This is a genomic window from Arthrobacter sp. efr-133-TYG-120, assembly GCF_030209785.1.
Classification (GTDB): domain Bacteria; phylum Actinomycetota; class Actinomycetes; order Actinomycetales; family Micrococcaceae; genus Arthrobacter.
The window spans coordinates 177728-195547 of record NZ_JARVRI010000029.1; the positions used below are offsets into that span (position 1 = coordinate 177728).

Consider the following 17820-nt stretch of genomic DNA (forward strand, 5'->3'; position numbering starts at 1 on the left):
CGACGGGAAACCCGGTCAAGCCGTCGAAGAGCCTAGGCCCGCCGCAACACCAGATCCAAGGAGTTCTTCTCCACTCGGTCCAGGGCATGGCGCACCGCGCCGATACCCACAATCGCATCGCCCAAAGGGGACGCGGCCAACCGCGGGGGAGTGGCTGTGTAACTGGCCAGCTTCCGGGCGGCAGGCTCAAGAAGGACCGACGCCGAATCCGCCACCGCGCCGCCGATCACCACGAGTTCCGGGTTGAGCAAAATGGCCACCGTCGAGACCACCCGGGCCAGCCGGTCCGAGAGCCGGTCCAGGATGTCCAGCGCAACCTTGTCACCCTGGGCCGCAGCGGCGAACACGTGTTGGGCCGTCACCTCGCCGCCCGACGCGGCCGCGGTCCGCAGCGTCGTTTTCGACTCTCCCGCCAGGGCTTCTGCCGCCCATAGCCTGGCAAGCGCGGCGAGGCCGTCGGCGGAGCCCACGCCCTCCACCATGTCCAGATAGGCCATTTCACCCGCGCCCCCGGCAGTACCGTGCAGCAAACGGCCGGATTCCACCAGGCCCGCACCGAAACGCTCCCCGGCCAGGAGTACGGCCAGGTCCTGGACGCCGCCGCCCGCACCGCGCCAACATTCGCCCAGTGCCGCCAAGTTGGCATCGTTCTCCAGTACTACCTCCCATCCGTGGAGATCGTGCAGGGCCTTCTTCAGCCCGACGTCGAACAGGCGCCAGAACGGCTGGCTGACGAGGATGTTTCCGTCGCGGCCCACCGGGGCGGCGAGCCCCACCGTCACCGCCAGGACTTGGTCCGGCGCCACTCCGGCAGCCTCGAGGGCGAGCAGCGCGGTTTGGCTGATCACCCCGATCCGTTCCTCCGCTTCGATCTCCCTTCCGCGGAATGGCTCGCTGGCCCGACCGACCGTTCTTCCGCGCAGATCGGCCACCACCACAGTGGTCTTGAGGACGCCGACGTCGATTCCCAAGACGCAACCGGCACTTTCGTCGAGTTCGAAGCGCCGCGCGGGGCGGCCCTTCTGGTACGCGCCGAAATCGCGCTGGTTCTCCAACTCGCGGATCCAGCCACGGGCCATGAGGTCTTCGCACACGGAAAGGGTGGTGGCGCGGGTCAGTCCGGTAGCGTCCATCAGCTCCGAAACGGTCACTGCGTTGGAGGAACGGATGACCCCGAGCACGGTGGCCGCGTTGAACCGCCGGAGCATCTGCGGAGTGGCAGTCGCGATATCAGGCATGGCTGTTGACCTTCTGTAGGTATGCGTCACATAATACTTGAGGTACTAAATTTAGATTCTAAATAAATGTCCCATCCATCGAAGCGTCGACACAGAACAGGATTCCCTTTGTCCTCCACCGCCACCATGGCAACTCACAACGACTCCGAGCGCATGGCCGATCCCAACTGGTGGCGCCAAGCGGCTGTCTACCAGATCTACCCGCGCAGTTTTTCGGATGCGAACGGCGACGGACTGGGCGACATCAAGGGCATTACCGCCAAGGTTCCTTACCTGAAATCCCTCGGCATTGACGCCGTCTGGTTGAGCCCGTTCTACCCCTCGGCCCTGGCTGACGGTGGTTACGACGTCGATGACTACCGCAACGTGGACCCCAAGCTGGGCACCCTTGCAGACTTCGATGAGATGGCGGCCGCACTGCACGCTGCGGGCATCAAGCTGATCGCGGACATCGTCCCGAACCACTCCTCGGACAGGCACGAATGGTTCAAGGAAGCGTTGGCGTCACCGAAGGGCTCTGCTGCCCGTGAACGCTACATCTTCCGCGACGGCCTGGGCGAGAACGGCGAGCTGCCCCCGGCGGACTGGGACTCGATTTTCGGCGGCCCGGCCTGGGAGCGCATCACCGAACCGGACGGCACCCAGGGACAGTGGTACATGCACATCTTCACCAAGGAGCAGCCGGACTTCAACTGGGACAACCCCGAGGTTCGTGAAGACTTCCTGAAGACCCTCCGCTTCTGGTCCGACCGTGGCGTGGACGGCTTCCGCATCGACGTCGCCCATGCCCTCACGAAGGACCTGCCGGAGGTCCTGCCCTCCAAGACCGAGCTGCCCAAGGAAGGCGAAAACGCCTTGGGTGAGCACCCGTTCTGGGACCGCGATGAGGTGCACGAGATCTACGCCGAGTGGCGCAAGGTCTTCAACGAGTACAACCCGCCCCGGACGGCCGTCGCCGAAGCGTGGGTCCACGCGGACCGCCGCGCCCGCTACGCCAGCCCCGAAGGACTGGGCCAGGCGTTCAACTTCGACCTCCTCCAGGCCGATTTCGACGCCGAACAGTTCCGCACGATTATCACCAAGAACCTCGGCGAGGCCGCGGCATCCGGTGCTTCGTCCACCTGGGTTTTCTCCAACCACGACGTCGTTCGGCACGCCACCCGCTACGGCCTGCCCGCGGGCGGCGGCCGGGACGGCCTGGGCCAGGACGGCAAGCAATGGCTGCTCGACGGCGGTTCGGCCGCCGAGGTCGATGCCGAACTCGGCTTGCGCCGCGCCCGCGCAGCGTCGTTGCTCATGTTCGCACTGCCGGGTTCCGCGTACCTGTACCAGGGCGAAGAACTTGGCCTGCAGGAAGTCGGCGACATCGCGGCCGGCCAGCGCCAGGACCCCGCGTTCTTCCGCAACCCGGGAGTGGACGTCGGCCGGGACGGCTGCCGTGTCCCGCTGCCGTGGACCAGTGAAGGTTCCTCGTTCGGTTTCGGCGAGGGACATGCCCACTTGCCGCAGCCTGAATGGTTCGCGGGCTACGCAGTGGAGGCGCAGGACAACGTTCCCGGCTCCACGCTTGAGCTGTACCGCAAGGCCCTGGAACTGCGTTCGGAACTGCGGGCGGCCGAGGACCTTGAATGGATCCCCTCCGGCAACGAGTCGGTGCTGCACTTCGCGCGGCCCAACGGCTGGCAGTCGGTGACGAACTTCGGCACCGAGCCGGTGGCACTTCCGGAAGGCACCGTCGTCGTGAGCAGCGCACCGCTCGACGGCGGCAAGCTCCCGGCAAACACGACCGCCTGGATCGTCTAGCCCCCGAGCGCTAACCCGCACCCCCCTACCCAACTGGCCCGCAGTTAACGTCGTTTTGAAGGCTGTAAACGACAACAACTGCGGGCCAGCTGCACGTGAAAGAGTTGGAAAATGACTGCACAAAGTGAAACAGCCGCGGGCCGGCTCATCTACGGCTGCATGGGCCTTGGAGGTCCCTGGGAAGGCAGCGAATACGGAGCTGCCGAGATCGAGCAGGCCGCGGCCGCGATCGAGGCCGCCATGGGCATCGGGATCACCCTGTTCGACCACGCCGACATCTACCGCAGCGGCAAGTCCGAGGCCGTCTTCGGTGAAGTCCTGGCTCAGACGCCGGGGCTGCGGGATAAGATCCAGCTCCAGACCAAGTGCGGAATCCGGCTAAGCCGGCCTGGGGTCGACGGACACTACGACCTGAGCAAGGACGCCATCCTGGAGCGTGTCAGTGGAAGCCTGGACCGGCTGAGGACCGACTACGTCGACGTGCTGCTTCTCCACCGCCCCGACCCCCTGATGGAACCCGCGGAGGTGGCGTCCGCCGTCGGGCAACTCATGGCGGAAGGCAAGGTGCGGCAATTGGGCGTGTCCAACATGTCGGGCGCGCAGATCGCATTCCTGCAGGACCGGCTGGAGGTGCCAATCGTGGCCAACCAGCTGGAAATGAGCTTGCACCGGCGGGCATGGCTCGAGAGCACGGTCCTGGTCAACCATGATGATGCCCTCGGCTACAGTTTCCCGCACGGCACTTTGGAACACTGCGTCGCGCAGGGGATTGAGCTGCAGGCCTACGGTTCCCTCGCCCAGGGCCGGTACACGGGCTCGACGCCGGATGCCCCGACTGCCGCGGACGCTGCGACTTCCGCTCTTGTCGCCGAGCTTGCGGAAGCAAAGGCTGTCACTCCCGAGGCCGTGTTGTTGGGGTGGCTCATGAAGCATCCGGCACGCATTTCCCCGGTGCTCGGCAGTTCCAACCCGGCGCGGATCGCTGCCTGCGCGGACGCTGCCGCCGTTGCCGCAGCCATGACGCGCGCCGAGTGGTATGGCCTGTGGGTGGCTGCGCGGGGCAGCAAGCTCCCCTAAAGCGCGTTAAACCCAACTAGCTCGCATTAGATGTCGTTATGAGCCCTGAAAACGACATTAAATGCGAGCTAGTTGGGCTAAGGCAGCTACAACAGCACATGCGTGCTACTACAGCGGCGCGACAACTGAGTAGGTGCTCGAGTCACCTTGGATCGACTGGCTCGGCTTGCCGTCCACGCCCACCGGGATGTCGCCGGCGATGGTCACTCGGTTGAGCTTGCGCGGCTGGCCGTCGTAGTTGTCCGGCGCGTAGTGCTGGGTGATGCGGTTGTCGAAGAGCACCAGCTGGTTCGGCTCCCAGTTCACGCGCACCACGTTCTCCGGACGGGTGACGTAAGCCTGGAGCAAGCGGATGATGTCCTTCGACTCGGTGTTGGACAGCCCCACGATCCGAAGGCGCTGCGCGAAGCCCCCAATGAACAATCCGCGCTCCCCGGTCAGGGGATGGACACGCACCACGGGGTGGGCGGTTTCGAACTTGATGCGGGTGAATTCCTTGCGGCGCTCATCGGCGTTCTCATGTTCCAGGTTCTTCGGCACCGAGTAGTCGTAGTCGTTGGTGTGGACCGCCCAGAGCGTGTCCGCGAAGTTCCGGAGCTCGTCCGGCAAGTCGGCGTACGCTCCCGCCGAAGAAGCAATCAGGGTTTCGCCTCCATAGGACGGAAGATCGATGCTGCGCAGAGTGGAAGCCTGCGGCGGGTTGACCACGAATGTGACGTCGGTGTGCCAATTGTTGGCGGAACCGTTCTCGCTGTCCACGGGCAGGACGTTCTCTTCGCCCTCCACGGAGGCCACGGTCGGATGGGCAGTGGTGAGCGGGCCGAAATGGCTGGCGAATTTCACCTGGGCCTCGTCGCTGAGAATGTTGGCCTCCCGGAAAACGAGGGCTTTGTGTTCGTTGAGCGCGGCCCGGATCTGCCCCACGGTTTCCGGGGAGAGATCGCCGCTGAGGTCGAAGCCGCGGATTTCGGCGCCGATCCGGGATCCGAGCTTGGCGAATTCGAGTTTGGTTTCGGTAATGATGGACATTTTTGTTCCTTTTCTGTTGTGACTTGGTTGTGACTAGATGGATGGATTGACGGTCAGGACCCGCTCCCGACGGCGGTCCGCCAGCGGGAGAAATGCCGTTCCAGGGCTACAAGGAGGAAATTCACGGCCAAGCCCAGAAGGGACACCGTGAGGATGCCGGCGTACATGTCCGGGATGAGGAAACTGCTCTGGGCATTCACGATCAGGTAACCGAGCCCGGCCTTCGCCCCCACCATTTCCGCGGCGATCAACACCAGGATGGACGCCGTGCCGGCCATGCGGATTCCCGTGAAAATGGTGGGCACCGCAGAAGGCAGGATCACTTTGCGGAAGAGCGAAAGGCTTGAGAGGCCGAGCGACTTCGCGGCCCGGATGAGCAGCGGGTCCGCCGTCTTCACCCCGGCGATCGTGTTCAGCAGGACCGGAAAGAACGCCGCGTAGGCCACGATGCTGATCTTGGACTCCTCGCCGATCCCGAGCAGCAGCGTGAACACAGGCAGCAGGGCAAGCGCGGCTGTGTTCCGGAACAGTTCCAGGAGCGGGTTCAGCACCGCATTGAGCCGCCCGTACCAGGCGATCAGCAAACCGAGGGTAACGCCAGCCACGAGGGCTGCGCCGAATCCCGTCACCGAACGGGTGAGGCTCGCGGCCAAATGCCCCTGGATGGTGCCGGATTCGAACAGCTTCCCCCATGCTTCCAGGACCACATGCAATGGCGGCAGGAATACCCGGGTCGAGGGGCTGGCCAGATATGTCGGCCCGAGTTCCCAGAGAGCCAAGAAGGCGATGATCCCCGCGGCCTTCCACAGGCCGGAACCGGCGCGGGCGGCTGCGGTCCGCACAAGGGCGAGAGTCGCCGTCGTGCTCCAACGCACCGTCTCCGCCGGACCGGAGTGCCCGACGGCGGGAGCTTGCTTGGGTGCGGCGCTCGCCGCGGGCTGTTGCGTGAGAGTCGTGGTCATCAGGCCGCGCTCCTTTCGAGAGTTGTTCCCGGGACTTCATCCGGGGCCGTGCCGTCGGGCAGGATCTTGCGATGGCCGGCATCCTGGGCAAGGCGGACTTCGTCGTGCAACAGGGTCCAGACCTTGTGCCGTTGTTCGACGAAGGCGGGGTGCGAACGGATGTCGTCCCCGCCGTCGCGGTCCGGGATGTCCACGTCCACGATTTCCTTGAGTTGTCCGGGCCGGGCGCTGAGGACGGCGACGCGCTGCCCAAGGTACACGGCCTCGTCGATGCCGTGGGTGATGAAGACGATTGTCTTGCCCGTGGCCCGCCAGATCCGCAGGAGTTCGTCCTGGAGTTGTTCACGCGTCTGGGCGTCCAAGGCGGCGAAGGGTTCATCCATGAGGAGCACATCGGGCTCGTAGGCGAGGCTCCGGGCAATGGCCACCCGCTGCTTCATGCCGCCCGAAAGCTCATGCGGGAAACGGTCCTCGAAGCCCGCCAAGCCAACCAGCTTGAGGTATTCGCTTGCCCTGGCAGCACGTTCGCGGCGGTTGAGCTTGCGCCCGTCGGTTCCCTTGCCTTCGAGTCCGATCGACACGTTGGCCGACGCCGTGCGCCAGGGGAAGAGTGCGTACTGCTGGAAAACCACGGCACGGTCCTTTCCGGGTCCCGTCACTGGCTGGCCGTCCACCAATACCTCGCCGGAGGTGGGCGTGGACAGGCCAGCCAGGAGGTCCAGCAAGGTGGTCTTGCCGGAACCGCTGGGCCCCACCAAGGTGAGGAATTCGCCGTCGCGCACGTCCAAGCTGAGGGAACTAATGGCGGTCAGTGTGGTGGGCTCTTTCGCGCCTGGGTTGCCTGTCGCTCCGGCACTGCCGCCTTTTCCGGGGCGGACGGTGAATTGCTTGGTGACATTTCGGAGGCTGATTTTGGCGGTCATCACTATCCCTTCGCGGTACTTGGGGTTGGGGCGCTTGCTGCGAGATCGTTGAATTTGTTCGTGTAGTACTTCGACGGTGTGAGGTCGTTCTTGACGATCCCCGAGCTCTTCAGCCACGCGGACCAGCGGGTGAAGTCCTCGTCCTTGATCACGCCGTTGTCGGGGACGCCAGGGCTCTTCCAGTACTGCAGGTTCGCGGTGCTCTCATTGCGTCCGCGGGCGTCGATGATCTTCTTGAAGCGCGCGATCACTTGGTCGCGCGGCGTCTCGGTCTCCCACTTGATGGCCTTGGCCACGCCCGTAGCGAAGATCCGGGCCGTGTTGGGGTTCTTGTCGATGAAGTCGTTGCGGAGCACGTACTGCCCGCCGGCAAAGGTGCCGAAGAGTTCATAGTCGTTGAAGAGCGAGCGCAGTCCACCGGCGGCAACGGCATGGTCCTGCAGGACCCCGCCCAAGCTTCCAACATCAACCTGGCCGCGGCGTACGGCTTCTTCGGTGTCGTTGGGCGCGAGCACTACCAGCTGTACCTGCTTGATTTCGTCCTGACTGAGGCCGTTCTTGCTGAGGTAGGTGTTGATGACGGCTTCCGAATGTGCGCCCAGGGTGTTGACGGCGATCTTCTTGCCGATGAGGTCCCTGGCTGTCTTGATGGGGCTGTCCGCCTTGACGTAGAAGCCGTTGAACGTCTTGGCATCTTCGCCGTAATAGTTCACGACGGCGGTCACGGGAGCACCTGCCTCGATCAGCTTCACGACGGCCCCGGCGAACGCGCCGCCGAAGTCGGTCTGGTTGGTGGCAGCCGACTGGATGTCCTGGGGGCCGCTGGTGGTGTTGCCTACCCAGTTGAGTTTGATGTCGCCCAGGTAGCCGAGGTCCGCCGCCAGCTCAGGGAGGCCGACGTTGTTGGCCGAGCCTTGGTAGCGGAGTTCTTTGACTTCGGCTTGACCGGCTGTTTGGTCTCCCGCTTGGGCATTGCCGCCGCAGCCGGTCACCGTCAGCGCAAGTACGACGGCGGCCGCGACGCTTAGCAGGGGCTGGTGCAGTTTCATGGGAGCTACTTTCTGGGGAGTGGAATTCGTGGGTCCGGACCTGGTCTGGAGTAGACCGAACTGCCGGTGGGAACGATGTAAGCGCATGTCCACTGGTCAGGGGAAGCCCGGCAGTAACCCTCGGAAACGCCGGGAAACCGGGGGCAATCCGGCGAAATCCCCGCGCAACTCCGGGCAACAGGGGGACACATTTCGCCCTGCGTCGCTGGGTTGAGCTGGGTTGAGCTGGTTTGAGCTGGTTTGAGCTGCGGGGTCCCCAAAGCGCGCCAAACCCAACTAACTCGCATTAGATGTCGTTTTGACGGCTCATAAGGACAACAACTGCGAGTTAGTTGGGGGCGGGGCCTCCTGTCACAATCGTTTTGTTCGTATTGATGCTCACACCGGTGCCCGATTCTTAGCGTTCCCGGCGGCTGGCCGGATACGGTAGATACATGACGTCTAGCACCGCCGCCGAGTCCATTCGGTCCACCCGCAACATTCCCGCCGAGATTGCACGCTCCTGGCTCCTCGTGAACGCCATGAAGACGGAGCTTTTCGACCAGTCGGCCTCATCGCGTGCGGACGCCATCATCCTTGACATCGAAGACGCCGTGGACCCGTCCCAGAAGGACATTGCCCGCGAGAACGTCATCAACTGGCTGACCGCCGGCGGCCAGGCATGGGTCCGCATCAACGACGCCACGAGCCCGTTCTGGGCCGATGACCTCGCCGGACTGCGTGGCACGCCCGGCCTGCTGGGCGTCATGCTGGCCAAGACCGAGTCCGCGGACCAGGTCACCGAGTCCTTCCACCGTATGGACGGCAAGACCCCGGTCATCCCGCTCGTGGAGTCGGCCCTCGGCATCGAGGAGGCCAACCACATCGCCCGCGCACAGGGTGCCTTCCGCCTCGCCTTCGGTTCGGGCGACTTCCGCCGGGACACCGGCATGGCCGCCACGCCGGAAGCGATGGCCTACCCGCGTGCCAAGCTCGTCGTCGCGAGCCGCGTGGGCAACCTGCCGGGCCCCATCGACGGCCCCACCGTCGGCACCAACCATCCCATCCTGCGCGAGCAGACCGGCATTACGGTGACCATGGGCATGACCGGCAAGCTCTGCCTGGCCATCGACCAGACCACGGTCATCAACGAGGTCATCAGCCCCACACCGTCGGACGTCGCTTGGGCCACCGACTTCATGAACGACTTCGAAGCCAACGGCAGGGTCATCCGCGACGGCTCCGACCTCCCGCGCCTGGGCCGCGCCGAAAAGATCATGAAGCTTGCCGTTGCCTTCGGGGTCCAGCCCTCCCTCTAAGGGCTCCCGCCGACCCTAGGGCTCCCTCCGACGCTAGCTCACTTACATCCGGTTTTTTCAGGACGCTCGCTCACTTTTGACGGCAATTCCCGAAACCCTCCTGCAGATGATCTGCGCGAGCGTTGGTGGATTGGCGGCCATAGGTGAGCGGGCGTCCGCCCGCAACCGCTTATTTGTGAGCGGGCGTTCGTTGGTGTTGGGTGCTGACTCGACGCTTCTGACAAGTGCCCTAAACTTGGGGGGTGCTGAACGAATTCTGGGCCACGGCCTCTACCGCCTACAAGACGCTGGTTTTCAGCGCGATGGGGCTTATCGCCGTCGGGATCATCCTGACGATCATCGGCAACACCTCCCATAACCAAGGCCTTGCGCTGACGTCATTGTTCGTGATCGGGCTCGGCCTGGTCCTGCATGTCGTAGGCATGGTGGTCCGCGGACAGCAGGTCCGCAAGGGCTTGAAGAAGTAGCCTGGCGGAACATGGCGATGACCAAGCATGCGGTGGTAATCGCCGGAGGAGGCCCCACAGGGTTGATGCTGGCGGGCGAACTGGCGTTGGCCGGCGTCGACGTCGCGATCGTCGAGCGACGTCCCAACCAGGATCTCGCCGGATCCCGTGCAGGCGGTTTGCACTCACGCACCATCGAGGTCCTCGATCAGCGCGGAATCGCTGATCGCTTCCTGTCCGAGGGGCAAATAGCCCAGGTCGCGGGGTTCGGCGGCGTCCGTTTCGACATCAGCGACTTTCCCACCCGGCACAACTACGGGCTCGGGCTGTGGCAGAACCACATCGAGCGCATTCTGGCGGGCTGGGTCGCCGAGCTGACCGTGCCGATCTATTACGGACGCGAGGTGACCGGGTTCGCGCAGGACGCTACCGGCGTCGACGTCGAGTTGTCCGACGGCGGGCCGTTGCGCGCGGAGTACCTCGTCGGGTGCGACGGCGGCCGCAGCCTGGTCCGCAAAGCAGCCGGCATCGAGTTCCCCGGATGGGATCCGACCACCAGTGCCCTGATCGCCCAGGTCGAGATGGCCGAGCAGCCGCCCTTGGGCGTCCACACCAATGCCTTCGGCATCCACTCCTTCGGCAAGCTGGATTACAAGATTCTCGACGGCAAGGTGGTCTACGCGGATGGCGGGCCCGTGGGGGTCATGGTGACCGAAGAGCACATCGGACCCACCACCGAACCGACCCTCCAAGACCTGAGCAACGCGCTCATCGCCGTATGCGGGACGGATTACGGGGTCCACAGTCCTATCTGGATCTCCAGGTTCACCGATATGACCCGGCAGGCCGCAAGCTACCGCGACGGACGGGTCCTGCTCGCCGGCGACGCGTCGCACGTTCATGCGCCCGACGGCGGACAGGGCCTCAACACCGGCGTGCAGGATGCCGTGAACCTGGGATGGAAGCTGGCTCAAGTGGTCAAGGGAACATCGCCGGAAAGCCTCCTCGATAGCTACCATGCCGAGCGCCATCCGGTGGCCGCCCGCGTGCTGCGCAATACGATGGCGAGTGTCGCGCTTCGCCGCCCGGACGACCGCACGAAGGCTGTGGGCGAGGTCATGGCCGAGCTGCTCGGCATGGAGGAACCGCGCAAGCGCTTCGCCGCGATGCAATCCGGCCTCGACGTACATTACGACGTCGGCAATGGGCACCCGCTGCTCGGACGACGCATGCCCGATCTTGACCTCGTCACCGCGGACGGGCCGATTCGCGCCTTCAGCCTGCTGCACGATGCCCGGCCGGCGCTCCTCAACCTCGGCGAACCCGGCACCATCGACATCACACCCTGGGCAGACCGTGTTCAGCTGATAGATGCCACATACCTTGGTGCGTGGGAGCTTCCGGCACTCGGCGAGGTCAGTCCTCCTGCCGCCGTGTTGATCCGGCCCGATGGATACGTGGCCTGGGTTGGAGACGGCACCCAAGCGGGCCTTGCCGACGCGCTCACCAGATGGTTCGGACCGCCTGCCTCGGGGTAGCTGTCCGGCTCTACGTACCGGCTCCCGGGCCGATAGGGTTGGAGCATGACTATTAACCCGGACTTGCAGGGCCGCAGCTACCCTGCCGCAGAGGTGTACGACGTCGGCCGCGAAAAGATCCGGGAGTTCGCCCGGGCCGTGAAGGCCACCCACCCCGCCCACTTCGACGTCGAAGCCGCCAAGGCCCTGGGCCACAGCGACCTCGTGGCCCCGCCGACCTTCGCGATCATCGTCGCCCAGCGGGCCGATGCCCAGCTGATCGAGGACCCCGATTCCGGGATTGACTTCAGCCGTGTGGTTCACGCCGACCAGCGCTTCACCCACCACCGCCCGATCGTCGCCGGAGATCAGTTGCGGGCCGAACTGCACGTTGACGGCGTCCGCGCCATGGGCGGCGGGGCCATGATCACGACTCGTTCGGAAATCACGACGGTGGACGGCGAAAGGGTCGCCACCACCACCTCGTCCATCCTGGTCCGCAGAGAGGGACAGTAACCATGAGCATGAAACTTGAAGAACTTACTGTCGGGCAGGAAATCGGCACCCGCAGCATCGAGGTCACGCGCCAGGACCTGGTCAAGTACGCCGGCGCATCCGGCGACTTCAACCCGATCCACTGGAACGAATCCTTCGCCACCGGCGTTGAGCTTCCCGGAGTCATCGCGCACGGTATGTTCACCATGGGCTCCGCCGTGCAATTGGTGAGCGACTGGGCCGGCGACCCCGCCGCCGTCGTCGACTACCAGACGCGCTTCACCAAACCGGTGCTGGTCGCCGATACCACCGGTACCAGCGAGCCTGGTGCCGTGATCGAGGTCGCCGGAGTGGTGGGAGCGCTCGACGCCGAAGCCCGCACCGCGCGCATCGACCTGACCGTCACCTTCGCCGGCCAGAAGGTCCTCATGAAGTCCCAGGCCGTTGTGAAGCTCGCTTGAGCCGGCTGCAACAATCTGCACCTCGCGCCACCGCGGCGGAATTGTCGCGGTGGCGTACTGCTGTGGTGACCGCGTACGGCGCCAGTGGCCTGGCCTTCTCGTCGTGGGTGTCCCGCTTGCCGGCGATCCGCGATGGCCTGAACCTGACGCCCGGCACGGTAGGCCTCCTGCTGATGTGCATGACGGTGGCATCGTTCCTCTCCGTGTCCGCATCCGGGGTGATCGTGATCCGGCTCGGATCACGGTTGACCACGCGGATCGGCGGCGCCATGGTGGGCCTCGGCCTGGCGGTCGCCGGTTTTGGCACGTCCGTGCTGGCAAACCCGGTGGCCGTGGCGCTTGGACTCATGGTGGTCGGCCTCGGCACGGCCAGCTGGAACACGGCGTCCAATGTAGAGGGAGCGTCACTGGAACGCGCCCTTGAACGGCACATCATGCCCCGCCTCCACGGATCCTTCAGCCTCGGCACCGTTGCGGGCGCGGGGCTCGGCGCGTGGGCCGCTGCCGCGGGACTGCCGGTCTTCTGGCATCTGGCTGCGGCCGGCCTGGTGGTGGCCGTCTCCGTGGTGACAGCTGCTTCCTGGTTCCGCGCGGACATCACCCGCCATTCCACTGCACGAGGTACCTCTAAGGCCTTCAAACCCGAAAAGCCAGACACGTTCGAAGATCCTTCAACCGGCCCCTTGCCCGTCATCCAACCAGGCCAGCAGGGACCGGCCGAACCTTTGGACAGCAAACGCATGGTGGCCCGGGCATGGCGCGAACGCCGGACCCTGCTGCTTGGATTGCTCGTCCTGGGGCTCGCCCTGGCTGAGGGCGCCGCGGGGGACTGGGTGGCCTTGGCGTTGGCCGATGGCCACGGGCAATCCGACGCTGCCGGCGCCATCGGCTATGGAATCTTCGTGACGTTTATGACCGTAGGCCGCTTTGCCGGAACCGTGGTCCTGGACCGCTTCGGCAGGGTGCCCGTGATGCGTTGGTGCTCGGCCACTGCCGTGGTGGGGTTGGCGCTCTTCGTCTTCGCCCCAGTGCCGTGGCTCGCCTTCGCGGCCCTGGCCATCTGGGGGCTGGGGGCTTCTTTGGGGTTCCCGGTGGGCATGTCCGCCGCCGCGGACGATCCGGCGCACGCAGCTGCCCGGGTATCGGTCGTCTCGACGATCGGCTATGGGGCCTTCCTTTGCGGTCCGCCGCTCTTGGGCTTGCTGGCGGAGCACTTCGGCATCCTGCATTCCTTGCTCGCCGTCCTGGTCTTGCTCGTCGCGAGCTTTTTCCTGGCGCCCATCTCGCGGAAGCGCGCGCCTGAGCCGGCCCGTCCCTGAGTCGGCCCGTCCCTGAGCCGGCCCGCCTTGCGGAAGCCCGTCCCTGAGTCGGCCAGCGCAGGCAATCCCCGCTAGGCTTGTTCGGTGACCCAGACGATGCTTTCCGAACTGACCACGGCCGCCGTTGGCGGCCCTGCCGGCACCTTTGTGGAGGCCCGCACCGAAGGGGAAATCATCGATGCCGTCCGTTCGGCGGACGCCGCGGGCGAGAAATTGCTCATCATCGGCGGGGGATCCAACCTTCTGATCTCGGACACCGGATACCCGGGCACTGTGCTCAAGATCGCGTCGCAAGGCTTCACCATGAACTCGGAGGATAGTTGCGGGGGCGTTTCCGTGGTGGTCCAAGCGGGGCACAACTGGGACACCCTCGTGGAGCACTCGGTGCTGCATGCGTGGTCCGGGCTGGAAGCCCTCTCTGGCATCCCCGGAGCCACCGGCGCCACTCCTGTGCAGAATGTGGGCGCCTACGGTGCCGACGTGTCCCAGACCATCGCAGCGGTCCGTACCTGGGACCGGGAACGCAACGCCGTGCAAACCTTCACCAACTCCGAGCTTAAGTTCGGCTACCGGGACTCCATCCTCAAACAGACCACCACCGAGGGCTCACCCCGTTACGTGGTGCTGACGGTTGAATTCCAGCTGCCGCTCGGACGCATGAGCGCGCCTATCCGCTACGCGGAGCTGGCCCGGTCCCTCGGAGTCGAGGCCGGGAAGCGCGCGTATTCCAACGACGTCCGGCGCGAAGTCCTGCGGCTGCGTGCCTCCAAGGGCATGGTCCTGGACGCTTCGGACAGGGACACGTATTCCACGGGTTCCTTCTTCACCAATCCGATTGTCCCGGCCGCAGCGGCCGCATCGCTGCCCGAGGGAGCGCCGAAGTACCCGGCTGGAAACGATGGCCTCGTCAAGCTGTCGGCGGCCTGGCTGATCGACCAGGCAGGCTTCGGAAAGGGCTTCGGACTCGATCCATCCAGCGTGTCCGGAGGCCGCGCCTCGCTGTCCACCAAACACACCCTGGCCATCACCAACAGGGGAGGAGCCAGCGCAGAGGACATGGTGGCGATCGCGCGCGAGGTGCGCCGCGGCGTCGTCGAGCGCTTCGGCATTGAACTGCACCCGGAACCGCTACTGATCGGCCTCGCCCTGTAGGAACCCGAGGGCTATGCGCGTCAGCGCTTTCCGCTCGGGAGGACCTTGTTGAGCAACAGGAACGTCAGCCCGCAGCTGGCGGCCCCCAAGAGGAAGATCTGGCTGAACGCTATGCTCTGCGGCGACGGACCGCCGGGCGAAATCCAGCCGGCTGCCGCGAAGCCTGCCACGCCCAGGAGCATGACGACGGCGGCGAGCAGGAAGCTGCGCACTTGATCATTGGCGCTTGTCTGGAACCCTGATTCGGGGTCGTCAACGTGCCGATCGGACGATGGCTGGCACGCGGCAGCAAGGCCTAGGAGGAGGGCTGCCGCGCCGGTGGCGGCAAGTCCCACCTCTTGGACAGCCTGCATCGACGGGGACAGTCGAACCCCCGCACCAACCGCTATTGCCAGGCCGCAGACAAGCCCGACGGCGGCGGCGCACCAACCAGCGGCTGCTAACCGCCGGCTGAGCGGCCGCAGCAGCGGACCTAACTCACCGAACAGCATTCCCCTAGCGTAGGAGGGCCCGCTGGTAGGCCCCTGTGAGCGGCATGGGAGTTCCTGGGGCGTCCTAATGAGGACCGAAGCTGTCCGCCAAGCGTCCTATGATGGGGCCATGTCAGCTTCGGCGAAGATCCGGGTCACTCCCAAAGTCATGGGCAGGCTGCGCCTCGCTAGCCAAGGATTGCTTGGGGGATTCAGCAGCCCGGAGGAATGCGTCTCCACGATGGGTGCCATGCAGGCCCAGGATCTTGCCTCGGCGTTCTGGGCAGTGGGCCAGCGCGTCCCCGGTTCCGGCCTCTCGAAAGTGCTGGAAGCATTGGAGAACGGCACCGTGGTCCGGTCCTGGCCCATGAGGGGCACGCTGCACCTGGTTCCGCCGCAGGACTTGCGTTGGATCCTGGGCATCACCACGGAGCGGTCCATGCGTTCGGTTGCCGCACGGCACCGGGAACTCGGCATCGAAAAGGCAGACATCGCCGCCTGCCGGGACCTTGCCCTTGAACGCGTCGCTGGCAGCCCGGGCGCCACGCGCGAGGAACTTTTCAAGATCTTCGAATCCGCGGGCCAAGTGACCGCGGCCCAACGGGGGATCCATTTGCTCTGGATCCTGTGCCAGAACGCGTGGCTGGTCCAAGGACCTCCGGCGGGGACGGCGGGCAAAGCCCTTGGACAGCAACTGTTCGTGGCTTTCGACGAGTGGATTCCGGAATCCAAGATCTTGGGGCGGGAAGAAGGGATTGCCGAATTTCTGCTCAGGTATCTGCGCAGTCACGGACCGGCCACGCTCCAAGACTTCGCGTGGTGGACCCAGATCCCCAAATCCGAGGTCCGGGCAGCCCACGAGGCTATTCGCAGCCAACTCGTTGAGCTCGTCTTTGGTGCAACGTCCTATTGGCTGTCGCCAGAGACGGCCGCATTGCTCGACGACGGCGTTCCCGGCTCGCGGACCATCCTCGCCTTGCCGGGGTTCGATGAATTCCTTCTCGGGTATACGGACCGCAGCCTTGTCCTGCCGCCGGAGCATTTCCAGAAGGTCGTTCCGGGCGGCAACGGGGTCTTCAAACGCATGATTGTGTCCGGCGGCGAAGTGGTGGGCACCTGGTCCCGCAGCGGCACTGGCCGGACCGCCGTCGTCGTTCCCGAACCGTTCGCCCCGGAAGGCCTGACACCAGCGGCCAAACGGTCCTTCGAGCTCCAGGCCGCCAAGTACATGCGCTTCATGGAGCGTTGAGGCACCCAACTTACTCGCAGTTGATGTCGTTATGAGCGTTCAAAACGACATCAACTGCGAGTTAGTTGGTGAAAGCAGGACTACTAGAGGGTGCCGGTAGCGATCTTCAGCATGCGGCGCAGCGGCTCGGCAGCGCCCCAGAGGAGCTGGTCGCCCACGGTGAAGGCGCTGATGTATTCGGGGCCCATCTCGAGCTTGCGGATGCGGCCGACCGGGATCTCCAAAGTGCCGGAGGCAGCAACCGGGGTGAGGTCCGCCATGGAGGCTTCCTTGGTGTTCGGCACAACCTTGGCCCACTCGTTGTCAGCGTCCAGGAGCTTCTCGATTTCGGCGACGGACAAGTCCTCGCGCAGCTTGAGCGTCAGGGCCTGGGAGTGGGAGCGCATGGCACCGATACGGACGCAGAGCCCGTCCATGACAACGTGGTCCTTGCCCGGCTTTCCGTTGCCGGTGCCGAGGATCTTGTTGGTTTCCACCCCGGCCTTCCATTCTTCCTTGGACTGGCCGTTGCCGAGGTCGGCGTCGATCCACGGGATCAGGGAGCCGGCCAGCGGCACGCCGAACTGGGTGGCGTCGACGCCGGAGCGCTGGGTCGCCAGGACCTTGCGGTCGATTTCCAGGATCGCGGAAGCGGGATCGTCCAGTTCGCTGCTGACTTCGTTGTTGAGGGTGCCGAACTGGTTGAGCAGTTCGCGCATGTGGCGGGCACCGCCGCCCGACGCCGCCTGGTAGGTCATGGAGGTACCCCACTCGACCAGGTTGTTCTTGAAGAGGCCGCCGAGCCCCATGAGCATGCACGAGACGGTGCAGTTGCCGCCGATGTAGTCCTTCACGCCGCCGGACAGTCCGGCGTCGATGACGTCCCGGTTGATGGGGTCCAGCACGATGATGGAGTCATCGTTCATGCGCAGCGTGGACGCGGCATCGATCCAGAGCCCGTCCCAGCCGCGGCTGCGAAGCTCGCCGTGGACCTGCTTCGTGTAGTCGCCGCCCTGGGCAGTGACAATAATCGGCAGCTTGGCAAGAGTCTCAATGTCGAACGCGTTCTCGAGCTTGCCTGCGCCGTCGGCGAATGACGGCGCGGCACCTCCCGCGTTCGAGGTGGAGAAAAATACCGGGTTGATGTTGGCGAAGTCGCCCTCTTCCTGCATGCGCTGCATCAGGACGGAGCCGACCATGCCACGCCAACCGACCAGTCCAACGGACGGATTAGCTGCTGTAGTCATTGAACCAGTCTAGACTTTCGCGGCTCCCGGCCGCTGTCGGTTACGTCACGACCCAACTGACTCGCAGTTGTTGACCCTTCTATAGTTGTCAAGCGTTGCAGGGGGC

General features: G+C 65.0%; 17 protein-coding genes. 10 read left to right on the plus strand and 7 right to left on the minus strand.

The window, feature by feature from the left end; all coding sequences use genetic code 11:
• Positions 1-32 precede the first annotated feature (32 nt).
• Positions 33-1238: an ROK family transcriptional regulator gene (locus tag QRN51_RS17170; protein WP_284991048.1), complete on the minus strand. Its 1206-nt coding sequence runs from the start codon at positions 1236-1238 to the stop codon at positions 33-35.
• A 108-nt stretch (positions 1239-1346) separates the two neighbouring features.
• On the opposite strand from QRN51_RS17170, the gene QRN51_RS17175 reads away from it, so the two are divergent.
• A complete protein-coding gene (locus QRN51_RS17175) occupies positions 1347-3041 on the plus strand; it encodes a glycoside hydrolase family 13 protein (protein ID WP_284991049.1) in 1695 nt (564 codons plus the stop codon).
• Between the two features lie 111 nt (positions 3042-3152).
• A complete protein-coding gene (locus QRN51_RS17180) occupies positions 3153-4118 on the plus strand; it encodes an aldo/keto reductase (protein ID WP_284991050.1) in 966 nt (321 codons plus the stop codon).
• Between the two features lie 108 nt (positions 4119-4226).
• Here the strand turns inward: QRN51_RS17180 and QRN51_RS17185 are convergent, their stop codons facing one another.
• From QRN51_RS17185 to QRN51_RS17200, 4 genes are read right to left on the minus strand one after another with little or no spacing between them, the layout of a single operon-like run.
• Positions 4227-5147, minus strand: a complete 921-nt coding sequence (locus QRN51_RS17185) for a TauD/TfdA dioxygenase family protein (RefSeq protein ID WP_284991051.1) — start codon at positions 5145-5147, stop codon at positions 4227-4229.
• A gap of 53 nt (positions 5148-5200) precedes the next feature.
• The gene (locus tag QRN51_RS17190) at positions 5201-6109 is read right to left on the minus strand and encodes an ABC transporter permease (RefSeq protein ID WP_284991052.1); all 909 of its coding nucleotides are present in this window, start codon (positions 6107-6109) and stop codon (positions 5201-5203) included.
• Positions 6109-7032 carry an ABC transporter ATP-binding protein gene (locus QRN51_RS17195; RefSeq protein ID WP_284991054.1) on the minus strand — a complete coding sequence of 308 codons (924 nt, stop codon included), beginning with the start codon at positions 7030-7032 and terminating at the stop codon, positions 6109-6111. Before QRN51_RS17195 ends, QRN51_RS17190 begins: the two co-directional genes overlap by 1 nt.
• A 2-nt stretch (positions 7033-7034) precedes the next feature.
• Positions 7035-8081: an ABC transporter substrate-binding protein gene (locus QRN51_RS17200; RefSeq protein ID WP_284991056.1), complete on the minus strand. Its 1047-nt coding sequence runs from the start codon at positions 8079-8081 to the stop codon at positions 7035-7037.
• A gap of 434 nt (positions 8082-8515) precedes the next feature.
• On the opposite strand from QRN51_RS17200, the gene QRN51_RS17205 reads away from it, so the two are divergent.
• The 7 genes from QRN51_RS17205 to QRN51_RS17235 all read left to right on the plus strand — a co-directional run bounded on the left by QRN51_RS17205 (position 8516) and on the right by QRN51_RS17235 (position 14769).
• The gene (locus QRN51_RS17205) at positions 8516-9379 is read left to right on the plus strand and encodes an HpcH/HpaI aldolase/citrate lyase family protein (RefSeq protein WP_078108043.1); all 864 of its coding nucleotides are present in this window, start codon (positions 8516-8518) and stop codon (positions 9377-9379) included.
• Between the two features lie 242 nt (positions 9380-9621).
• Positions 9622-9846, plus strand: coding sequence for a DUF3188 domain-containing protein (locus tag QRN51_RS17210; RefSeq protein ID WP_059387331.1), 225 nt, complete (start codon positions 9622-9624; stop codon positions 9844-9846).
• Between the two features lie 11 nt (positions 9847-9857).
• Complete coding sequence (locus QRN51_RS17215) at positions 9858-11363, plus strand: FAD-dependent monooxygenase (RefSeq protein ID WP_284991058.1); 1506 nt, start codon at positions 9858-9860, stop codon at positions 11361-11363.
• A 45-nt stretch (positions 11364-11408) separates the two neighbouring features.
• Positions 11409-11858 carry an FAS1-like dehydratase domain-containing protein gene (locus tag QRN51_RS17220; RefSeq protein ID WP_284991059.1) on the plus strand — a complete coding sequence of 150 codons (450 nt, stop codon included), beginning with the start codon at positions 11409-11411 and terminating at the stop codon, positions 11856-11858.
• A 2-nt stretch (positions 11859-11860) separates the two neighbouring features.
• Entirely contained in the window at positions 11861-12298 is a 438-nt protein-coding gene (locus tag QRN51_RS17225; protein WP_284991060.1) for a MaoC family dehydratase, read from the plus strand.
• Positions 12295-13617: an MFS transporter gene (locus tag QRN51_RS17230; RefSeq protein ID WP_502870875.1), complete on the plus strand. Its 1323-nt coding sequence runs from the start codon at positions 12295-12297 to the stop codon at positions 13615-13617. Before QRN51_RS17225 ends, QRN51_RS17230 begins: the two co-directional genes overlap by 4 nt.
• Positions 13618-13701: 84 nt before the next feature.
• Positions 13702-14769 (plus strand): UDP-N-acetylmuramate dehydrogenase, encoded by a 1068-nt coding sequence (locus QRN51_RS17235; protein WP_284991062.1) that lies wholly within the window; start codon positions 13702-13704, stop codon positions 14767-14769.
• A gap of 20 nt (positions 14770-14789) precedes the next feature.
• On the opposite strand, the gene QRN51_RS17240 is transcribed toward QRN51_RS17235, so the two are convergent.
• Positions 14790-15260: a hypothetical protein gene (locus QRN51_RS17240; RefSeq protein ID WP_284991063.1), complete on the minus strand. Its 471-nt coding sequence runs from the start codon at positions 15258-15260 to the stop codon at positions 14790-14792.
• A 109-nt stretch (positions 15261-15369) separates the two neighbouring features.
• Here QRN51_RS17240 and QRN51_RS17245 point away from each other — a divergent pair, with 109 nt between their 5' ends.
• Entirely contained in the window at positions 15370-16488 is a 1119-nt protein-coding gene (locus QRN51_RS17245; RefSeq protein WP_284991064.1) for a winged helix DNA-binding domain-containing protein, read from the plus strand.
• Positions 16489-16571: 83 nt separating this feature from the next.
• On the opposite strand, the gene asd is transcribed toward QRN51_RS17245, so the two are convergent.
• A complete protein-coding gene (gene asd / locus QRN51_RS17250; RefSeq protein ID WP_284755049.1) occupies positions 16572-17714 on the minus strand; it encodes an aspartate-semialdehyde dehydrogenase in 1143 nt (380 codons plus the stop codon).
• Positions 17715-17820: the final 106 nt, after the last annotated feature.